Raw genomic sequence first — 18,951 nt, 5'->3', positions numbered from 1 at the left:
TGCTCGCGATGGCGGACTTTCAGTCAACATTTCTGCTGAATGTTAATGCCTCATCGCGAGCAAGCTCGCTCCCACATTGGTATAGCGGTGCTGGTGGTAAATGACAGATACAAAAAAACCGTGCCTGGATTGCTCCAGTGCACGGTTTTTTTATTACTGCGTCTTACTTGTTAACAGCGTCGGTCAGGCCTTTGGCCACAACCAGCTTGATAACTTTCTTGGCAGCGATTTCGATGGCAGCGCCAGTCGAAGGGTTACGGCCGGTACGGGCAGGACGCTCGGTCACTTTCAGCTTACCGATACCTGGCAGGGTGATTTCGCCGCCGTTTTCCAGTTGATCAGCAACGATCTGGCCCAGTTGGTCCAGAGCGTTACGCGCGGTGGTTTTCGGCGCGTCGATGGCTTCAGCGATATCGGCGATCAGTTGGTCTTTAGTAAGAGCCATTTAGTGTTCCTTCCCTATCAAATTCATTTGGATTGCAGAGTGCAGTGTCAGCCATCGAGCCCGATCTTCTGGATCTGGCACCCCCGGCTAGAACCACGACGGATCGGGGTTATAGATACCGAAATCAGGGTTTGGTTCGACCTGACAAATGCTGAATGCACGCTTAACGCAGTGACTTCGCGTAAGACGGGGCAAAACTAGCACAGAGACGGGGAAATATCCGCCTCTACCTACCCATTTGGTCAGCTTTATCGCTCTAAAACGGCAAAAAATCCCATAAGGTCGGTCGGACCACTGCGAAACACCCTTCCACCCGCTCCAAAACCAGTGGTTGCGGTACACTGGGCACTTTTTCGGGGAGCGCGCCCTCCCCCCTTCAACCAGCCGAGAAGCCTATGCCGATCCGTCATTGCATCGTCCACCTGATCGACAAAAAACCCGACGGCACCCCTGCAGTTCTCCACGCTCGCGACTCGGAACTGGCAGAGTCCGCGGCCATCGAGAACATGCTCGCCGACCTCAACGAAAGCTATAACGCCAAACAGGGCAAGGCCTGGGGTCTGTTCCATGCCGAGTCCGGCGCGCACCCGTTCAGCGGCTGGCTGAAGGAATACCTCGATGGCGGCAAGGATTTCACTGCCTTCAGCCGCGTTGCGGTGGAACACCTGCAAAAACTGATGGAAGAATCGAACCTGTCGACCGGTGGTCACGTGCTGTTCGCCCACTATCAACAAGGCATGACCGACTACCTGGCCATCGCCCTGCTGCACCACAGCGAAGGCGTGGCGGTGACCGACCAGCTTGACGTGACGCCCTCGCGGCACCTGGACCTGGGCCAACTGCACCTGGCGGCACGCATCAACGTGTCCGAGTGGCAGAACAACAAGCAGTCCAAACAGTACATCTCGTTTATCAAAGGCAAGAACGGCAAGAAGGTTTCGGAGTATTTCCGCGACTTCATCGGCTGCCAGGAAGGTGTCGACGGTCCGGGCGAAACCCGCACCCTGCTCAAGGCCTTCAGTGACTTCGTGGAAAGCGAAGACCTGCCGGAAGACTCCGCTCGCGAGAAGACCAAGACCCTGGTCGACTATGCCAGCAGCCAGGCCAAGCTCGGTGAACCGATGGGCCTGGAAGAGCTGTCGGAACTGATCGATGAAGAACGCCCAAAAGCCTTCTACGACCACATCCGCAACAAGGATTACGGCCTCTCGCCCGAGATTCCGGCCGACAAACGCACCCTCAACCAGTTCCGCCGCTTCACCGGGCGCGCTGAAGGCCTGTCCATCAGCTTCGAAGCGCACCTGCTGGGTTCGAAGATCGAGTACGACGAAGAAGCCGGCACCCTGATCATCAAAGGCCTGCCCACCCAACTAACCGACCAACTGAAGCGTCGCAACTGATGCTGGGCGGCGTACTGAAGAAATTCCTGCTGATCCTGCTGGTGGTCGTGGTCTACCAGAACTGGGGCAAGATCGAGCGGGTGTTCAACCCCTCGCAAGCGGTGTCCGAACAGACCCAGGCAAACGCCAGGGTCACGCTCTACGCCACCGACTGGTGCGGCTACTGCAAGCTGACGCGGCGTTTTCTCGACCAGAAGGGTATTCCATATAAGGAATTCGACATCGAGAAAGATGCCGAAGCGCGCAAGGCGTACGAAGCGCTGGGCGGACGAGGGATTCCGCTGATCGATGTGAACGGCACGCTGATTCGCGGGTACGACCCGGACGAGATTCTCGCCGCCCTGAAATAACCACTGACTCACTCAATCCTGTGGCGAGGGAGCTTGCTCCCGCTGGGCTGCGTAGCAGCCCCAAACTCTTCGCAATGAACACCAATTTTGTGAGCGCGGCACACGAGTGCGCCAGCCCGGTCAAGCGGGAGCGAGCTCCCTCGCCACAGGTTCAAGCCGATCCAAACATCGGCGGTGTAAGTTACTTCGCTTCAACCCGAAACCCAAACCGCGGAAAGTGCACATGCACCACCCCGGCGCGCAGATCTTCACGGCGCAGGATCAGCTCTTCGCTGCCGGCAAACAGCAACTCGCCCTCCACCGGGTCAACGCCGTAATCCGTCGCGGCAATCGACACCTGCTGCCCCGCCTTGAAGCCGTTTGGCTCGTTGAACACTTCATCCGGCAAGGCAGCCGGCGCGCAATGGCGAGCAACGTCCAGGGCTTCTTGTGAAGTCATCTCGCTGAACGCGCCATGCCCGAACCCTATCACTCGCGCCAACCAGGCCGACACAGCCGGATAAACATCGACCAACGGTGAGGTCACCGGCGTGCCCTTGAGAAACCATAACGGGTGAGCCATGGCGAAGTCGGCAATCGACGGCTCACCAAACAGAAAGTCCCCGTCCTCGCGCTGCAATTGCTGTTCGAGACGCGCCATGATCGTCGGCCATTGGTGCTTGGCCAGTTCGGTCGACAGGCGCGTCGCGGTGCCGCCGCTGAACAACCCGGCACGGTCAGCGACAAAGGCCTTCACCGCGTCTGGCGGCAACGAGGCAAACCGCACCGCCACCGATTCCGGTTGAAACACCAGGCTCACGGCATGCTGAAACACCACCGAATCGGCCCAGGCCGCGAACGTCGCGGTGATCATTTCCCGCCCTTCCGGGAAGAACGCGGGCGAGGCTTTTTCCTGCTCCAGGCGTCGGGCAATCAGCGCCGTATCACAGTAGATATCAGCGCCAATCTGCAATACAGGGGTTTTGCGATAACCACCCGTCAGCGCCGTCAGGTCAGGTTTTGGCATCACCGGCGAGATCTTCACCGAACGCCAGGACAAGCCTTTGAAACCCAGCAGCAACCGGGCCTTTTCCGCAAAGGGAGAAGTCGGGTAATGATGAAGAATGATCTCTGACATGCTCGAACCCGCCGCTGGTGTGAGGAACCAGCAGCTTAGCGCGCAATCGGTTGGCAGCCCACCCATCTGCCTGACGGGAACTGATCAGTCAGCGAGACAAGCCCGCAGCGGCAGTCGCCACCAGGCATTCCTTGGCGCTTTTCTTGAGTTTTTTGATCAGCCGCTCCTGGCGCAACGCTTCGCTTTTGTCGCGACAGGTTTCGGTGTAGACCAGCGCCACGGCCGGGCTGGAGAGAAAAAAACGGGCACCTTTACCGCTCTGATGCTTTGCAAAGCGCTTGATCGGATCGTCGCTGATCCCGCAATACAACGAACCGTTGGCCGCGCGAACCAGATAGACGAACCAGGGCTTGCTGATCGCAATCGTGGCTTCATCGCTGCTGACGGAGGTTTCGCTAAGGGTGTTCACGTGACGATCAAGGTTTGTAGGAAAACAAGCCGCGATCTTATCAGCGACTGGCCTGGAATGCCTTCAGCCCCTTCAAGGCCTGGGCGCGAACAGCGTTGCCCACCAGCGGCGTCCAACCCAGCAACAGGCCTTTGAAACCCAGCGCCTGACGCGACCAGCGCCACAGACTGAAGTGATCGTGGTGCTCGCAGATCTTGCCATCACGGAAAACGAAACGCGCCTGGATGTCGTTGACCACGGTGTTGCCGGTCTGGCCGAACAGGTAGGTCGCGACCCAATGGGCGCTGCCGGTGCGCTCGTCCGCACGGACGTTGTCGAAGGTCAGGGAGAAGTCTTTGGCCCGGCTGGCCAGCATGCGCCACATGTCGCCGGCATCGCGCCCACGCAGTTCGCCGAACGCCGGATCACTGAACACCACATCCTCGGTGTAGCAGGCGCTCATGGCCTCGGCATCCAGCCGCTGGAATGCTTGATAGAACTCAGTGATCAATGCGCGGTGGGCATCACTCATGGGCAGGCTCCCTGTATGTGCAAAAATGGCTTCGACAGATGCCTGCACGATAGTCTGCAAATGCCCGGAACACTATCGGCATCATCGACGGGAATATCGAAACTGCCCCCCCACGTACCTAGAGCGACATGCCACTGTCACGGGCGTAGGCAAACAGCCCCACATCCGTGGAGATACCCAGCCTGATCATGGCCATATTTTTTTGTTTACTGATCGTCGACACGCTGCGCTGGAAGTGGACGGCGATTTCACTGACGGTCATACCGCTGGCGAGCATTCTCACGACTTCATGTTCTTTAGCCGACAGCAAAGGGGGATGCGGCTGACCACCTGTGTCTGCTTGAGCCAGCGCCCCGCGTAAGCACTCACTGAGAAAACGTCGTCCTTCGACCACCGATTTGATTGCCATGGGCAGTTCCGTTGCTGACGCGCTCTTCGTGACGATCGCCATTACACCTTGAGCGAGGACCGCCCTCAATGTCGCTACGTTGGCATACATCGTCACCAGGATGACCGGCATCGCAGGGTAATGACGCCGAACCATGCTCAACATCTTCAGACCATCGGCCTGCTGGTTGCCCGGCATGGAGAAGTCCGTAATCAACAGATCGCACGGCGTGCTTGAAAGAAGGCTGAACAGGCTCTCGGGCCCTTCGGCTTCCCCCACCACGGTGCATGTCTTGCTGGATTCGATGAGCATCCGTAACCCGATGCGAACAACAGGATGGTCGTCAGTAATAATTACGCGCATTGTCGGACACCTCCTACTTTGTGACTGGTAATCCGCGAAAAGTAACGCTGTCCCGCACCTCCGACAACACTCCATTCTGGCTGCGCGGTCACCTTACCCAACATATCCGGGTTCCCGAATTTTCTCTTATAAAAAATAGAGTCGGCTCCTACGCCACCCTGGTTATACGACCTACATCAAAAGACAACGGACAGCCCGGCGAAGGGACGAGCAGCCTGCAACACCCATTCATACACCGAACCGTCCCCTTTCGTATTAGTTGTATTCCACCAGACTACTCCGACCGCTAAATTGCGCTTCGCCTACCTAGGGCAACTCCCAACATGACTTAATCAAGGAAGAGCCAATACATGAACAACAAGCTATCCATCCTGACCGCTGCATTGCTCCTCACCGGAGCATCATCGGCTTTCGCCGCGTCCAGTACCGACCTCACCGTCAAGGGGCTGATCACCCCAAGTGCGTGCACGCCAACCCTGTCCAGTGGTGGCATCGTCGACCACGGCAAGATCTCGGCCAAGGATCTCAGGCCGAACAACTACACTGATCTACCCCGTATCACGCTGCAAATGAATATGAACTGCGATGCACCCACTACTTATGCGCTGAATGGCATTGATAACCGTGAGAGCTCTGCCCCCTCGTCAATCTCGTATGGGTTGGGTCTGATCAATAACACGCAAAAAATCGGGATGTTCTACTTGCAGTTTCTGAACGCGGTAGCCGACGGCGTTGGAACCGAACCCCTGGAATCGTCCGATAACGGACTCACCTGGATAGATTCAGCAGACGCTATCTGGCCGCGCCAGAGGCTGGCAGGATTTGGTGACCAATCCAGCGGTGCGTGGTATCCGCAGGCAATCAAGGATTTGACCACGGATCTGATTGTGATTACGGCGATCGCCCCCGCCCGAGGCCTGGACCTGACCAATGAAGTGACCATTGATGGTTCGGCGACCCTTGAAGTGAAGTACCTGTAACTCGACGTCGACAATCGAGCAACACTTGATACACCGCGCTGCCCTTCCAACTCAAGGCCCTCGCTTCATGGACGGATTTGCGGCAGCGCATTCGATCACCTGCGCGCCAGCAGCACCAAACTGACGATCAATGCCCTGTACGCTGATCTCTGCGCCCCGAACCTGACCCAGGCTCAGGAAGTCGCGATCAACGGTTCTGCCACATTGGAGCTGAGCACCTCAAGGCAGGCGCCTTTTTACTTCGAACACTCAACGAGACACTTCATGACGATGTTTTTTACTTGCGCGCGTTATCTGACGCAGGCCGGTATCGGTGCAATCGCCCTGTTTCTGGCCTTACAGGTCCGGGCCGACGGCATGATCCCCGACACCTCTGTGGTCATCGTCCATGAGGCAGACGGCGAGGCCGCCGTTTCAGTGACCAACTCTGATGCGAGCCTTGCACTGCTGCACGTCACCATCGAGGACATTCCGGAGGACAAAGAAGCCCTGGTGTTCGTGACGCCACCGCTGGCACGCGTCGAAGCCTCGACAACACAGTTGGTGCGTTTCATTCTTCAAACGGAGAAACCCTTGCTCACCCAGCGTTTGAAGCGGGTGATCTTTGAAGGCATCCCCCAAGGCAAACCCGCCCCCGAATCGGGGCACGCCCGCGTGGGTGTGACGGTGCGTCAGAACCTGCCATTGATTCTTCATCCCAAGGGGCTTGCGCCCAATCGCACCCCCTGGACCGACCTGCAATGGTCATTAGAAGGCGGCAAACTGAACGTGCGCAACGACACCCCTTACGTGGTACGTCTGGCTCAGGAGGTGCAATTGCTTCCGTCGGCAGGTCAAGCGATGTTGCCCAAGACATACGTTCTGCCCGGTGAGCACATCAGTGTTTCTGCGCCTGAAGGGGCGGCCACGCACGTGCGCTTTCAACCGGCGACCGTCTATGGCTTTGCGGTGCCGCACTACGAGGCACCGATCAAACCCTAGCACTTCAACCACCGACAGCGCCCCAAAGAAACAGTGAGCGTCGGTGTTTCAAGGCGACGGCCCTTGACCATCGCCAAACGCGTGCCTGAAGCCACAACGGAATCGGCCAGCACGCCGTCATAAACCAAGCGAACCCTCATGAACACAGTATTGTTTTACCGTGATTGCGAAGCCGTGCCCGCTATTCGGGTCATCGCTCATCCTCACCTGTCACGGCTCTGGGCCAAGGCAGCGTTGTTGCTGGGCAACCTGCTGCTGTTGCTCAATGCCCATGGCGATGTTTCGTTGCCAGCATCGTTTGACAGAAGCACGTTGCAACAACGCGGTATCGATCCGGTGCTGGCAACCTTGCTGCTGGCAACACCGCGCTTCACTGCCGGAAAACATCCCGTCACCCTCACGGTCAACGGTCAGCGCCACGGTCGGGTGGACGTCATGTTCAATCGCGATGGCTCGCTGTGCTTTGATCGCGCCTTGCTGGACGCGGCAAACCTGAGCGTTCCCACCCGAACGCAGGGCGATACACCCTGCCACGATTTTCTCGGCACTTGGCCGCAAGCCTTGATCGAACAAGCCCCGGCAAGCCTGGGCTTGTCACTGGTCGTGCCCACCGATGCGATACGCTCCGCGACACGAGACTTCTCGGGTTATCAAACCGGTGGCATCGCCGGTTTGCTCAATTACGACGTCACGGGTCTGCACAGCCGATCCGGTGACCAGTCGAGTCGCTATGCATCGGCCAACACCGAGCTTGGCTTCAACGCTGGTGACTGGATCGTACGCAGTCGTCAGGTGCAGACCTGGCAGGACGATGTTTCGCGCACCACCCATTTGGCGGCTTACGCTCAACGCACCTTCGCCCGTCAGCAAGCGGTGCTGCAGGCGGGTCAGATCAACCTCTACAACCCGGTACTGGCCGGCGCGCAGATCACCGGTGTGCAGGTGATGACCGAACAGGCGCTGCTGGTCGAAGGGCAAACTACCCTAATCGAAGGCGTCGCTCACAGTCAGGCACAGGTCGAGGTCAGGCAGAACGGTTCGCTGATCCATTCCACCGTCGTTCCCGCCGGTCCGTTTTCCCTGAACAATGTGCGCCGGCTCAACAGTCGCTCCGACGTGGAAGTCACCGTCAAGGAGAGCGATGGCAGCGAGCGGCGCTTTACCGTCCCCGCCGCCATGCTCGGTATCGGCCTGCCTGCGCCTGGTTATTCGCTGGCGGCCGGACAGGTACGCAATGTCGGAGATACACCAAACAACGCGCCATGGGTGATCAGCGGTGGCTGGAGCGGCGCACTCTCGCCACAGGCCCTATTCAGCGCAGGCCTGACGGGCACGACCGATTATCGCGCGGCGGGAATGAGCCTGGGGTTGCTGCCCTGGCCCGACACACAGATTCAAGCCACTCTTCAAAGTACCCACGCCACTCGCAACGAACGCGCCCAGGGGATTCAGACCAACCTGACCCTGTCCCAACGCTTGGGCGAGCAATGGTCGATCAATGCCGCAAGCTCATACCGGACCTTCGGTTACCGCGAACTCGAGAATGCGGTGTTCGACGCCAGCTCGCAAAGCAGCACGTCTCGTTACCGCGACCAACAAAGCACAGCACTGGCCTGGTCGCATCCGTCGCTGGGGGCATTCAGCGGCGGTCTTTCACATGCCACCTCATTCGCCGGTCAGAGCAGCAGCCGCGCCCTTGCGTCCTGGGGCACCCGCCTGGGCAACGTATCCGTTTCGGCAACGGCCGAATGGCAAGTCAGCGGCACCCAACGCAGCGACGACAGCCTTTACCTCAATCTCAGCATTCCTTTAGGCGAGAACCGTCGGGCGCGAACCTGGGTACGCAGTTCCGGTAGCGAGTACCGCAGCGGTGTGGGCTTGAGTGAGCAAATCAATGATCAACTGAGTTACCGGATCGGCGTTGAACGCGACACACGCGATAAACAGGTGCAGTCCTCAGCCGGTGTTTCGCTCTTGCCGCGCTACAGCCAACTGGACCTGAACTACACCCGCTCCGACGCCGAACGCTCCAGCTATCAGGCCAGTGCCCGTGGCGGCGCGGTGCTGCACAGCGGCGGTTTGACGCTGTCGCCCTACCCCGTGCGCGACACCTTTGCGCTGCTTTCGGTGGGCGACATGGACGCCATCAAAGTCTCGACGCCCAGCGGTCCGGTCTGGACGGACTGGCAAGGCCAGGCCGTGATTGCGCACGTGGCCGCGTATGGCCGCAGCCCAGTGCAGGTCGATACCCGCTCGCTGCCGCGCAATGCCGATATCAACAACGGACTGGCGGTGATTTCTGCCGGTCGCGGGGCCGTCGACAACGTCGAGTTCGGGATCACGTTGACCCGTCGAGCATTGCTCAAGGTCACCACCGACAACGGTTTGCCACTGCCTCGCGGCGCCACTGTGAATACCGAGGAGGGCGAGTTCGTCACCCTGGTGCAGGACGGCGGCCTGGTGTTTTTGCCCAACGTACTCGACACCCGTGCGCTATGGATAACCGTGCCGGGGCTGGAGCGCTGCGAACTGCGTTTCGACCTCCCGGCCAAGGCCGATGCCCAGGCGTACTACGAGACCGCCCCCGCCCGGTGCCGGGCACCCCGAGGATGACTGCATGAACCTGTCCCGCTATTTGATCCCGGCCCTCGCGCCCTTGGTGCTGAGCGGATTCACGCCTCTGGCCTGGGCGCTTGCCGATGACTGTCAGCTCAACATCAGCCAACCGGTGCTCGATTACGGGCTGATGAACCGGGCGATACGTCCCGATGCAACCTCCGAACGCCGACTGGGCGAGCGCCGCTTGAGCCTGAACCTGAACTGTTCGCAGCCCATCGACATGAGCGTGTTCTACCGGGCCATGACCGCGACCGTTGAACGCTTTTACTTTGCCGAACACGGCAGCTATGAGATGCAGATTCGCGATGCTGTGCTCGATGGTCAGTCAGTAGACCTTGGGTTGATTGCCAGTGTTGGCCAGGCACCTGTACACACCGCTTCAAGCCTGATTTGGCGACCTGAACACGGGGTGGTTCCCATTCGGGCCGGCATCCCCGTGCAGGGGAAAAGTTTCTCTGCGCAACTGGAGCTTTCCGCCTGGGCTCAGGAGCAAGCACTGCAAGTGCGTGACGCAGTGACATGGGAGACCAGCGGAATATTCAATGCTATCGCGGCGGGGCGAACCCGGGAGGTCACCCTGCGGGCCAGCTTCGCGCCGGGCGCCTGCGAACCGAGGCTGTCCAATGCAGGCCTGGTCGACTTCGGCACACTGTCAAAAAAAGACTTGAACACCGACAAGAGCACCCAATTGCCGCCCAAAACCCTGGTGTTGCAGGTTACCTGTGATGCGCCGACCCATTTCGCCCTGCTCATGCAGGACAACCGCGAAGGCACGGCCACGGTCAATAGCGAGATTTACTACGGCCTGGGTTTGGATAACAGCGCCAACAAAATCGGTCTGTATTCGCTGAACTTCAACCCGACCGACGCCACCGCCGACAACTTCGCTCGCCTCTATCGAACCGACTCCACCACCGGTGGCGTGGCCTGGAGCAGCGCCAGCGCGAACCCGATCCCGATCGGCAACAAAAGCTACCTGGGGTTCACCGACAGCGCTGGCAGCACCGCGGGGCCGGTCGTAATCCAGAACCTCAGCACCACGGTGACCGTGGACGCGGTCATCGCCCCCACCAAGAACCTGGACCTGAGCACGGCCATCGACCTCGATGGCTCGGGGACGATCGAAATTATTTACCTGTAACACCCACCCAACCTTGTTGAGCCCGAAGCGCTGTTGAGCACCTTGGGCAGCAAGGAAACAACCCTGAAAAAGAACAAACACTCATGAAAAAGTACTTTGCTGCACTCACCACAACGGCTCTGATCAGCGCCGCTCCTTTTGCCCTGGCGGCTTCCAGCACTGACCTGACCGTCAAAGGCATCATCACGCCAGAAGCGTGCACACCGAACCTGTCCAACGGGGGGATCGTCGATAATGGAAAGATTTCATCAAAAGACCTGAAGCAGACAAATCCCACCCTCATCGGCAAGCACACGCTGACCCTGACCGTTAAATGCGATGCCGCCATCCCGTTTGCCCTGCACTCCATCGATAATCGCAACGGCTCGGCCGCGTACAGCTCAAGGTACGGCCTGGGGCTGATCAACGGCACCCAGAAGCTGGGGGGATACTCGCTTATACTGAGCAACCTGATCGCCGACGGCGCGCCAGCTCAACCGATTGCATCATACGATGGCGAAACCAACTGGTTCGGCGAGAATAACTGGGACCCCGACCTGTACATGTCCGTAGGCGCCGTGGGTGGCGACAGTCAACCAATTGCCGTTCAGGACCTCACCCTGGACCTGCTGGTAGAAACCCTAATCGCCCGAGCCGACGGGCTGGACCTGACCAACGAAGTCAACATCGATGGCTCGGCCACGCTTGAGCTGAAGTACCTGTAAGCCTTGATGCTGAACCGCCCGCTCAGGGTATTGGCACGAGCGGGCGGTTCGGCGACGCGGGAGATTTTTATGCTTAGCGCCATTCACGCAGGATCAGAGGCGTTCGCTTTCGACCTGCACATACAGCGAACGCCCGGCACCGAGGCCGGCGATGATCGCGCCGAGGCCGATTACCCCGAAGATCCAGCCCAACGCGGTCCAGCCGCCAGTCCAGTCGTGCACCAGACCGACCGCGAACGGCCCCATCGAGGCCAGGGTGTAACCGAAACCCTGGGCCATGCTCGACAGGTTGGCGGCGACGTGGGCATCACGCGAACGCAGCACAATCAGGGTCAGCGCCAGGCTGAACGTTCCGCCCTGCCCTAATCCGAGCAGAATTGCCCAGCCCCACAGACCTTCAATCGGCGCATACAGGCAGCCGAACAGACCGCCCAGCGTCAGCAGCATGACGATGACAATCGCCAGTCGTTGATCCTTGCCACGGGTCGCCAACCACGGCGCCGCCAGCGAACTGGCCAATTGGACGATCACCGAACCGGACAGCACCAGGCCGGCCTGGGTCGGGGTCAGGCCACGGCCGATCAGGATCGACGGCAACCAACCGAAGACAATGTACGCCAGCGAGGATTGCAGGCCCATGTACAAGGTCACTTGCCAGGCCAGCGGATCACGCAACAAACCGCGCACCCGATATGCCACGTTGTGCGCGCCGTGCTTCTGCCCGACTTGCGGCAACCAGAAGATGGCGGCGATCAAGGCCGGTACCACCCAAAAACCCAGGCCCAACGCCCAGCGCTTGTCGAAATGCTCGCTCAAGGGCACGGTTGCCCCGGCCGCCATGGCCGCGCCGAGGCACAGCGCCATCGTATAGACACCGGTCATGGTGCCAGCGTGTTTGGCGAAGTCGCGCTTGACGATGCCCGGCAGCAATACACCGATCACCCCAATGCTGGCACCGGCCAGAATGCTCCCGGCAAACAGGCCGATCTCACCCAACGAGCTGCGCAGGATGATCCCGCCGGCCAGCGTCAGCAAAATCCCCAGCACCACGCGTTCAGCACCAAAACGCCGCGCCAGCACCGGCGCCAGTGGGGCAAACAGTCCCAGGCAAAGCACTGGCAAGGTGGTCAGTAACCCCGCCTGCGCCGCCGACAGGCCGAGGTTTTTCGATACATCACTGAGCAGCGGCGCCATGCTCGACAACGCCGGACGCAAGTTCAACGCAACCAGAATCAACCCCAACAGCAACAGCCACGGGCGGCGCAAGACCGGATGGCTTTGCTGGACCTGCTCGTCATCGGCCTCGGCGTCGATCAACAGCTCTTCAAGCTCTGCCGAACGTTTGGCTTGAGTCGTGATGGTGCTCGCCACTGGGCTGGACATGGCGTTCTCGGTTTCAGGGTTCATTGATTAACTGTCTCGACAGGGCCTTGGCCCGCTCCGGGTCGCGCTGCTCGACGGCCTCCAGCAGTTCGATGTGCAGATCGAAGACTGCCTGGCGTCGGGGCGTGATGTTGAGGGTCTGGCGCAGTTGCGCGCCGACGATGCTGGAAAAGTAGCGATACAGCTCACTGAGGGTGGGATTGTGCGCGGCGTCCACCAAACGACGGTGGAACACCAGGTCACAGGCGATGTAGCTGTCGAGGTCGCCATGGTAGTGACTGCCGCTCTCACCCAGGGCTTCGTGCAACCCCTTGAGGTCTTCGTCGGTTCGTCGCAATGCTGCCAGGCCAATCGCCTCGACTTCGAGGATATGCCGGGTTTCCCGGGCCTGCTCATGGGAACAACGGGACAGGGCCTTCATTGTGTCGAGAGGATCGACCACCGCCCGCAGGTAACTGCCATCGCCCTGGCGAATCTCGATCAGCCCGGAAAACGCCAACACGCGCATGGCTTCACGCACGGTGTTGCGACTGATGCCCAGCTCAGCGGCCAACTCAGGCTCGGTGGGCAAACGCTGGCCCACCTGCCAGACGCCTTCATTGATGCGCAGGCGCAGTTGCTCCAGGGCTTGATCGACCAGGGAGCGTTTTATCAAGGGAGCTATGTCTGTCATGGAATTCACCCTTTCATCCAATCATAGGATGAATTTTCCGACATGTTAGTCAGCATCGTCCGAGAGGACAAGCTTCTAGGGTTAGGTGGCAAGGAACAGAGCTGGATTTTCGATTGTTAAAATCACCCTTTGAGGGTGTTTTTTAATTCTGAGTGCAAACATCTTATGGAAAAGAACACACCTCTGTGGCGAGGGAGCTTGCTCCCGCTGGGGTGCGAAGCGCCCCCCCAAAACTGCCGCCACACCTCATCAGGCATATCTTTGCCACAAAGAACACGACTGCTTCGCAGTCGAGCGGGGGCAAGTTCCTGGAGATTTACCTCAAAGTGACCTACCGCCCAGGCGGGCCTCCGGTAATCTCCTTCAAGGAGAAAGACATATGAAAACCCGGCAATGCTTCAGCTGCGGTACCCAGGACGGGATGCAGCATTTCGAGGCTCGAAGCCTGACCATCGACGTCAGGCAGGTGACACGTGAGGTGCATGATATTTCAGGCTGGGAATGCCAGGCCTGTGGAGAAGTCGGATTCGATGACGGCAGCGCAGAGCGTTACTCCGATGCCAGCGATCAGTTGCTTGAGGACACCCGGCAACTGATGGCCGCCGAGATGAAACGCATCCGCCGCAAACTGCACCTCACGCAGAAAGAAGCGGTGAAGTTGCTGTCGGGCGGTGGGCACAACACCTTTTCCCGTTATGAGCGCGCCGAGCTCGCACCACCTCAGCCGCTGTTCATGCTGATGCGCCTGCTCGACCGTCATCCGCACCTGATGGCCGAGGTGCATGCCTTGAGCGAGGGGGCCGATTTACAGCAACTGCTGATGAGCCGTCACCCGGAACACGAAACCGCCCAGGTGTCGTGATGACATAACCCCCAGGCAAAAATAAACCCGGAACACGTCCGGGTTTATTTCACTGCCTGACTTCGATCAATGCAAGATCTGGCTCAGGAACAGCTTGGTGCGTTCGTTCTGCGGGTTGTCGAAGAAGTCGTTCGGTGCGGCCTGTTCGACGATTTCGCCCTTGTCCATGAAGATCACCCGGTTGGCCACGGTCCGGGCGAAGCCCATTTCGTGGGTCACGCAGAGCATGGTCATGCCGTCTTCGGCCAAACCGATCATGGTATCCAGCACCTCTTTCACCATTTCCGGATCGAGAGCCGAGGTAGGTTCGTCGAACAACATGATTTTTGGTTTCATGCACAGCGCACGGGCAATCGCCACACGCTGTTGCTGACCGCCGGACAGTTGCCCCGGAAACTTGTGCGCCTGCTCCGGGATGCGTACGCGTTCCAGGTAATGCATGGCAATTTCTTCAGCCTTGCGCTTGGGCATCTTGCGCACCCACATCGGCGCCAGCGTGCAGTTCTGCAAAATGGTCAGATGCGGAAAAAGGTTGAAATGCTGGAACACCATGCCGACTTCACGACGAATCGCTTCGATCTGCTTGAGGTCGTTGGTCAGCTCCACACCATCGACCACGATGCGGCCCTGCTGGTGTTCTTCCAGACGGTTGAGGCAGCGAATGGTGGTCGACTTGCCGGAACCCGACGGCCCGCACAGCACGATACGTTCGCCCTGTTTGACGTTCAGGTTGATGTCTTTCAACACGTGGAACTGGCCATACCACTTGTTCACGCCCTGCATCTGAATAATGCCTTCAGGGCTCACAGGCTGTTTGATTGCTTCGCTCATAACAGAACTTCCTAAATTAGGTACGGCGCTTTAGCGCTTGTGGCCAGTGTCCAGCTTGCGTTCCAAATGCATGGAATAGCGGGACATACCAAAACAGAAAATCCAGAACACCAGGGCTGCAAACACATAACCTTCAGTGGCCATGCCGAGCCATTTCGGGTCCGCGGCGGCTTGCTTGACGCTGTTGAGCAGGTCGAACAGGCCAATGATGATCACCAGGCTTGTGTCCTTGAACAGCGCAATGAAGGTGTTGACGATGCCAGGGATCACCAGCTTCAAGGCCTGCGGCAATATCACCAGGCCCATGCTGCGCCAGTAGCCCAGGCCCATGGCGGCAGCCGCTTCGTACTGACCTTTGGGAATCGCCTGCAGACCGCCGCGCACCACTTCGGCCACATACGCCGACTGGAACAGGATCACGCCGATCAAGGCCCGCAGCAGCTTGTCGAAGTTCATGCCTTCGGGCAGGAACAGCGGCAACATCACCGAGGACATGAACAGCACCGTGATCAACGGCACGCCGCGCCAGAACTCGATGAAGGTCACGCAGACCACACGAATCGCCGGCATGTTCGAACGACGGCCCAGCGCCAACACGATCCCCAGCGGCAAGGCGCCCGCAATACCCACGGTGGCGATCACCAGGGTCAACATCAAGCCGCCCCATTGGCTGGTTGCAATGTTGGTCAGGCCAAAGACGCCGCCATGCAGCAGGAAGTAGGCAATGATCGGGTACAGCACCAGAAAGCTCAGGCCGTAAACCGCCTTGTGGTGGAAGCGCGAGATGAACAACGGTGCAATGCCGATCACCGCCAGCCACACGGTCAGGTCCACGCGCCAGCGCAGTTCGGGTGGGTAATAGCCATACATGAACTGGCCGAAACGCTGCTGGATGAACACCCAGCACGCGCCTTCCTTGGTGCAATCGGCACGGGTGGTCCCGACCCAGTTGGCGTCCAGAATCGCCCAGTGCAGGATCGGTGGCACCACCAGATAAATCAGGTAAAACGCGAACAGCGTGAGCAGCGTGTTGATCCAGCTGGAGAACATGTGCTCGCGCATCCACGCCACGATCCCGATGCTGCTCTTGGGGGGTGGCATGTCAGGTTTGAAAGTATGAGTCGTCATGCGCGTTTCCTCACCGCTCGATCAGCGCAATGCGCTTGTTGTACCAGTTCATCAGCAGGGAAATGCTGATACTGATCGCCAGGTACACGCTCATGGTGATGGCAATAACCTCGATGGCCTGCCCGGTCTGGTTCAGCACCGTACCGGCAAACAACGACACCATTTCCGGGTAACCGATACCGGCCGCCAGCGAAGAGTTTTTCGCCAGGTTCAAGTATTGGCTGGTCAGCGGCGGAATGATCACGCGCAGGGCTTGCGGGATGATCACCTTGCGCAGGGTCGGCCCGTTGCGCAGACCCAATGAGCGAGCCGCTTCGGTCTGGCCATGGCTGACCGACTTGATCCCGGAACGTACGATCTCGGCGATGAACGCCGCGGTGTACACCGTCAGGGCCAGGGTCAAGGCCAGCAACTCAGGGATCAACACCCAGCCACCGACGAAGTTGAAGCCTGTAAGCTTCGGCATTTCCCAATGCAGTGGCGCACCGAAGATCAGCGCGCACAAGGCTGGAATCACTAGAAACAGTGCCAGCCCGGTCCAGAATTTGTGGAAGGGTACGCCCGTTGCTTCGAAGCGTTTGTTGGCCCAGCGGCACATCAGCACGATGGCGACAATTGCCACCACGACGCTGACCACAAACGGCCAGAAACCGTCGGCCTTCAAGGCTGCTGGCATATTCAGGCCACGGCTGCTCATGAAGAACGTATCGGCGAAGTTATGACTGTTACGCGGCCCTGGCATGGTCAGGAAGACCGCGAAGTACCAGAACAGGATTTGCAGCAGCGGTGGAATGTTGCGGAAAACCTCGACATAGACGGTTGCCAGCTTACTGATGATCCAGTTATGCGAGAGCCGTGCGACGCCAATGATGAACCCCAGAATCGTCGCCAGAATCACGCCGATGAAGGTCACCAGCAACGTGTTGAGCAGACCGATGACAAACACCCGGGCATAGCTGTCCGATTCGGTGTAGTCGATCAGGTGTTGCGCGATACCGAACCCGGCGCTGCGCTCCAGAAAGCTGAAGCCGGAAGTAATGCCCCGGTGTTGCAGGTTGGTTTGAGTGTTGTTGAACAAGTACCAGCCCATCGAGATCACCGCGACAATCGTGATGATCTGGAATAGCCACGCACGCACTCGCGGATCGCTGAGGCTGAGCCTCTGCTTTGGTGCGCCGATTGATTTTTGCATGAAGTGCCCCGCAAAGAATGGAACAGAACATCACCCGGTGGTTGGCCCACCGGGTGATAGAACCATCAGCGCACTGGTGGTGCGTATTGAATGCCGCCGTTGTTCCACAGGGCGTTCAGGCCGCGGTCGATTTCCAGCGGAGTGCCCTTGCCGAGGTTTTTCTCGAACACTTCACCGTAGTTGCCAACCTGGCCGACCACCTTGACGACCCAATCCTTCGGCAGTTTCAGGTCCTTGCCGTATTCACCGTCGCCACCCAGCAGACGGGCAACGTCCGGGTTCTTGGTCGACTTGGCTTCTTCAGCCACGTTTTTCGAGGTGATGCCTGCTTCTTCAGCGTTGAGCATGGCGAACAGGGTCCAGCGCACGATGCTGAACCACTCGTCGTCGCCGTTACGCACCACCGGCCCCAAAGGCTCCTTGGAGATGGTTTCCGGCAGCACGATGTAGTCTTTCGGCGAGGCCAGCTTGCTGCGCTGGGCAAACAGTTGGGACTTGTCGGAGGTCAGCACGTCGCAACGACCGGATTCCAGCGACTTGGCGCTTTCATCGGAGGTGTCGAAAGTGATCGGGGTGTACTTCAGGCCGTTGGAGCGGAAGTAGTCGGAGACGTTCAGTTCAGTGGTGGTACCGGCCTGGATGCAGATGGTTGCACCGTCCAGTTCCTTGGCACTTTTCACGCCCAGTTTGTTGTTGGCCAGGAAGCCAACGCCGTCGTAGTAGGTCACGCCGGTGAACTTCAGGCCCATGCCTGCATCACGGGAGCTGGTCCAGGTGGAGTTGCGCGACAGCATGTCGATTTCGCCCGATTGCAGCGCGGTGAAACGCTCCTTGGCGTTCAACTGGCTGAACTTGACCTTGGTCGCGTCGCCAAACACCGCAGCCGCCACGGCGCGGCAGATGTCAGCGTCGATACCGACGATCTTGCCGGTGGAGTCCGGCACCGAGAAACCTGGCAGACCGTCGCTGACGCCACATTGCACGAAGCCTTTCTTCTGCACTGCATCCAGGGTTGCACCCGCCTGAGCGAACCCGCTGACACCGAGTACGGCTGCAGCCGTCACGACGGCCAGGGTGGATTTCAACATCTTCATTCAAACCTCCAGTTTTGCTCTTGTTGTGTCGGAGCTTGAGTCCTGCCGCACCCTTATGAGGCGCTGTTGACCCGTGTTGGCTTTTTATAGGGTCAAGCGGCGTAAGACATTAGCTATGAGTCTAGTAGGAGAAAATCCACATCATGGAAAACTCGCCTCCCGCCAATCGGCCGAACGGGCTGTAGCCCTTTCACATTCGCGAAGCCCGTAGCGGCCATTGGCGAACATCCATCACCGGATTCTTTGCTATCCCACCGCCCGCCGTAGCCTGATAGTGTTACCGGCCGGCGCAGGATTACTTGCACAGGTCTACCCATAGCAAAGCCCGTACCACACCGGCCGCTCAAGCGATTCAGCCAGCGGTCAAGAGCAAAACGTGC

General features: G+C 59.0%; 19 protein-coding genes and 1 pseudogene. 9 read left to right on the top strand and 11 right to left on the bottom strand.

The features are described from left to right. Window positions 1–163 precede the first annotated feature (163 nt). Window positions 164–445, bottom strand: coding sequence for an HU family DNA-binding protein (locus tag AABM54_RS05475; RefSeq protein WP_007905514.1), 282 nt, complete (start codon window positions 443–445; stop codon window positions 164–166). A 395-nt stretch (window positions 446–840) separates the two neighbouring features. Between AABM54_RS05475 and yejK the strand changes: the two genes are divergently transcribed. Continuing rightward, the gene (gene yejK / locus AABM54_RS05470) at window positions 841–1,845 is read left to right on the top strand and encodes a nucleoid-associated protein YejK (RefSeq protein WP_347904301.1); all 1,005 of its coding nucleotides are present in this window, start codon (window positions 841–843) and stop codon (window positions 1,843–1,845) included. Next, window positions 1,845–2,195 (top strand): glutaredoxin family protein, encoded by a 351-nt coding sequence (locus AABM54_RS05465; protein ID WP_347904300.1) that lies wholly within the window; start codon window positions 1,845–1,847, stop codon window positions 2,193–2,195. Before yejK ends, AABM54_RS05465 begins: the two co-directional genes overlap by 1 nt. A gap of 181 nt (window positions 2,196–2,376) precedes the next feature. Here AABM54_RS05465 and AABM54_RS05460 read toward each other — a convergent pair whose 3' ends face one another. From AABM54_RS05460 to AABM54_RS05445, 4 genes are all read right to left on the bottom strand, one after another. After that, window positions 2,377–3,312, bottom strand: a complete 936-nt coding sequence (locus AABM54_RS05460; protein WP_347904299.1) for a glutathione S-transferase family protein — start codon at window positions 3,310–3,312, stop codon at window positions 2,377–2,379. Between the two features lie 88 nt (window positions 3,313–3,400). Next, the gene (locus AABM54_RS05455; RefSeq protein WP_347904298.1) at window positions 3,401–3,721 is read right to left on the bottom strand and encodes a GIY-YIG nuclease family protein; all 321 of its coding nucleotides are present in this window, start codon (window positions 3,719–3,721) and stop codon (window positions 3,401–3,403) included. Window positions 3,722–3,761: 40 nt separating this feature from the next. After that, window positions 3,762–4,232 carry a nuclear transport factor 2 family protein gene (locus tag AABM54_RS05450; RefSeq protein ID WP_347904297.1) on the bottom strand — a complete coding sequence of 157 codons (471 nt, stop codon included), beginning with the start codon at window positions 4,230–4,232 and terminating at the stop codon, window positions 3,762–3,764. 118 nt (window positions 4,233–4,350) lie between these two features. Continuing rightward, window positions 4,351–4,983 carry a response regulator gene (locus AABM54_RS05445; protein ID WP_347904296.1) on the bottom strand — a complete coding sequence of 211 codons (633 nt, stop codon included), beginning with the start codon at window positions 4,981–4,983 and terminating at the stop codon, window positions 4,351–4,353. A 350-nt stretch (window positions 4,984–5,333) separates the two neighbouring features. Between AABM54_RS05445 and AABM54_RS05440 the strand changes: the two genes are divergently transcribed. The 5 genes from AABM54_RS05440 to AABM54_RS05420 all read left to right on the top strand — a co-directional run bounded on the left by AABM54_RS05440 (window position 5,334) and on the right by AABM54_RS05420 (window position 11,408). After that, window positions 5,334–5,963, top strand: coding sequence for a DUF1120 domain-containing protein (locus tag AABM54_RS05440; RefSeq protein WP_347904295.1), 630 nt, complete (start codon window positions 5,334–5,336; stop codon window positions 5,961–5,963). A 264-nt stretch (window positions 5,964–6,227) separates the two neighbouring features. Next, window positions 6,228–6,944 carry a fimbria/pilus chaperone family protein gene (locus AABM54_RS05435; protein WP_347904294.1) on the top strand — a complete coding sequence of 239 codons (717 nt, stop codon included), beginning with the start codon at window positions 6,228–6,230 and terminating at the stop codon, window positions 6,942–6,944. Between the two features lie 138 nt (window positions 6,945–7,082). Beyond that, complete coding sequence (locus tag AABM54_RS05430) at window positions 7,083–9,557, top strand: fimbria/pilus outer membrane usher protein (RefSeq protein WP_347904293.1); 2,475 nt, start codon at window positions 7,083–7,085, stop codon at window positions 9,555–9,557. Window positions 9,558–9,561: 4 nt separating this feature from the next. After that, window positions 9,562–10,704: a DUF1120 domain-containing protein gene (locus AABM54_RS05425; RefSeq protein WP_347904292.1), complete on the top strand. Its 1,143-nt coding sequence runs from the start codon at window positions 9,562–9,564 to the stop codon at window positions 10,702–10,704. An 83-nt stretch (window positions 10,705–10,787) separates the two neighbouring features. Continuing rightward, complete coding sequence (locus AABM54_RS05420; RefSeq protein ID WP_347904291.1) at window positions 10,788–11,408, top strand: DUF1120 domain-containing protein; 621 nt, start codon at window positions 10,788–10,790, stop codon at window positions 11,406–11,408. 93 nt (window positions 11,409–11,501) lie between these two features. Here the strand turns inward: AABM54_RS05420 and AABM54_RS05415 are convergent, their stop codons facing one another. After that, window positions 11,502–12,815 (bottom strand): CynX/NimT family MFS transporter, encoded by a 1,314-nt coding sequence (locus AABM54_RS05415; RefSeq protein WP_347904290.1) that lies wholly within the window; start codon window positions 12,813–12,815, stop codon window positions 11,502–11,504. Then, window positions 12,805–13,464: a FadR/GntR family transcriptional regulator gene (locus AABM54_RS05410; RefSeq protein WP_347904289.1), complete on the bottom strand. Its 660-nt coding sequence runs from the start codon at window positions 13,462–13,464 to the stop codon at window positions 12,805–12,807. Before AABM54_RS05410 ends, AABM54_RS05415 begins: the two co-directional genes overlap by 11 nt. Before the next feature lie 308 nt (window positions 13,465–13,772). On the opposite strand from AABM54_RS05410, the pseudogene AABM54_RS05405 reads away from it, so the two are divergent. Next, window positions 13,773–13,847 (top strand): annotated as a pseudogene (locus tag AABM54_RS05405) (type II toxin-antitoxin system MqsR family toxin); the annotation flags it as partial. Next, window positions 13,844–14,326 carry a type II toxin-antitoxin system MqsA family antitoxin gene (locus AABM54_RS05400; RefSeq protein ID WP_347904288.1) on the top strand — a complete coding sequence of 161 codons (483 nt, stop codon included), beginning with the start codon at window positions 13,844–13,846 and terminating at the stop codon, window positions 14,324–14,326. The pseudogene AABM54_RS05405 and the gene AABM54_RS05400, both read left to right, overlap by 4 nt. A 66-nt stretch (window positions 14,327–14,392) precedes the next feature. On the opposite strand, the gene AABM54_RS05395 is transcribed toward AABM54_RS05400, so the two are convergent. From AABM54_RS05395 to AABM54_RS05380, 4 genes are all read right to left on the bottom strand, one after another. Further along, entirely contained in the window at window positions 14,393–15,157 is a 765-nt protein-coding gene (locus AABM54_RS05395) for an amino acid ABC transporter ATP-binding protein (protein WP_010444394.1), read from the bottom strand. A gap of 30 nt (window positions 15,158–15,187) precedes the next feature. Continuing rightward, window positions 15,188–16,285, bottom strand: a complete 1,098-nt coding sequence (locus AABM54_RS05390) for an amino acid ABC transporter permease (protein WP_347904287.1) — start codon at window positions 16,283–16,285, stop codon at window positions 15,188–15,190. A 10-nt stretch (window positions 16,286–16,295) separates the two neighbouring features. Beyond that, window positions 16,296–17,477 (bottom strand): amino acid ABC transporter permease, encoded by a 1,182-nt coding sequence (locus AABM54_RS05385; protein WP_347904286.1) that lies wholly within the window; start codon window positions 17,475–17,477, stop codon window positions 16,296–16,298. Window positions 17,478–17,542: 65 nt separating this feature from the next. Next, window positions 17,543–18,571 carry an amino acid ABC transporter substrate-binding protein gene (locus AABM54_RS05380; protein WP_347904285.1) on the bottom strand — a complete coding sequence of 343 codons (1,029 nt, stop codon included), beginning with the start codon at window positions 18,569–18,571 and terminating at the stop codon, window positions 17,543–17,545. Window positions 18,572–18,951: the final 380 nt, after the last annotated feature.

Origin of the sequence: Pseudomonas purpurea (genome assembly GCF_039908635.1) — a bacterium.
Taxonomy (GTDB): domain Bacteria; phylum Pseudomonadota; class Gammaproteobacteria; order Pseudomonadales; family Pseudomonadaceae; genus Aquipseudomonas; species Aquipseudomonas purpurea.
Note: the sequence above shows the minus strand (reverse complement) of the source record. Positions and strands in the feature narration are given on the sequence as shown.

What these genes read in the sequence shown, in the direction of transcription:
- AABM54_RS05385 (WP_347904286.1), bottom strand. Translation starts at nt 17,477, where the DNA reads ATGCAAAAATCAATCGGCGCACCAAAGCAGAGGCTCAGCCTCAGCGAT.
- yejK (WP_347904301.1), top strand. Translation starts at nt 841, where the DNA reads ATGCCGATCCGTCATTGCATCGTCCACCTGATCGACAAAAAACCCGAC.
- AABM54_RS05395 (WP_010444394.1), bottom strand. Translation starts at nt 15,157, where the DNA reads ATGAGCGAAGCAATCAAACAGCCTGTGAGCCCTGAAGGCATTATTCAG.
- AABM54_RS05425 (WP_347904292.1), top strand. Translation starts at nt 9,562, where the DNA reads ATGAACCTGTCCCGCTATTTGATCCCGGCCCTCGCGCCCTTGGTGCTG.
- AABM54_RS05450 (WP_347904297.1), bottom strand. Translation starts at nt 4,232, where the DNA reads ATGAGTGATGCCCACCGCGCATTGATCACTGAGTTCTATCAAGCATTC.
- AABM54_RS05430 (WP_347904293.1), top strand. Translation starts at nt 7,083, where the DNA reads ATGAACACAGTATTGTTTTACCGTGATTGCGAAGCCGTGCCCGCTATT.
- AABM54_RS05465 (WP_347904300.1), top strand. Translation starts at nt 1,845, where the DNA reads ATGCTGGGCGGCGTACTGAAGAAATTCCTGCTGATCCTGCTGGTGGTC.
- AABM54_RS05420 (WP_347904291.1), top strand. Translation starts at nt 10,788, where the DNA reads ATGAAAAAGTACTTTGCTGCACTCACCACAACGGCTCTGATCAGCGCC.
- AABM54_RS05410 (WP_347904289.1), bottom strand. Translation starts at nt 13,464, where the DNA reads ATGACAGACATAGCTCCCTTGATAAAACGCTCCCTGGTCGATCAAGCC.
- AABM54_RS05475 (WP_007905514.1), bottom strand. Translation starts at nt 445, where the DNA reads ATGGCTCTTACTAAAGACCAACTGATCGCCGATATCGCTGAAGCCATC.
- AABM54_RS05435 (WP_347904294.1), top strand. Translation starts at nt 6,228, where the DNA reads ATGACGATGTTTTTTACTTGCGCGCGTTATCTGACGCAGGCCGGTATC.
- AABM54_RS05415 (WP_347904290.1), bottom strand. Translation starts at nt 12,815, where the DNA reads ATGAACCCTGAAACCGAGAACGCCATGTCCAGCCCAGTGGCGAGCACC.
- AABM54_RS05445 (WP_347904296.1), bottom strand. Translation starts at nt 4,983, where the DNA reads ATGCGCGTAATTATTACTGACGACCATCCTGTTGTTCGCATCGGGTTA.
- AABM54_RS05460 (WP_347904299.1), bottom strand. Translation starts at nt 3,312, where the DNA reads ATGTCAGAGATCATTCTTCATCATTACCCGACTTCTCCCTTTGCGGAA.
- AABM54_RS05380 (WP_347904285.1), bottom strand. Translation starts at nt 18,571, where the DNA reads ATGAAGATGTTGAAATCCACCCTGGCCGTCGTGACGGCTGCAGCCGTA.
- AABM54_RS05440 (WP_347904295.1), top strand. Translation starts at nt 5,334, where the DNA reads ATGAACAACAAGCTATCCATCCTGACCGCTGCATTGCTCCTCACCGGA.
- AABM54_RS05390 (WP_347904287.1), bottom strand. Translation starts at nt 16,285, where the DNA reads ATGACGACTCATACTTTCAAACCTGACATGCCACCCCCCAAGAGCAGC.
- AABM54_RS05400 (WP_347904288.1), top strand. Translation starts at nt 13,844, where the DNA reads ATGAAAACCCGGCAATGCTTCAGCTGCGGTACCCAGGACGGGATGCAG.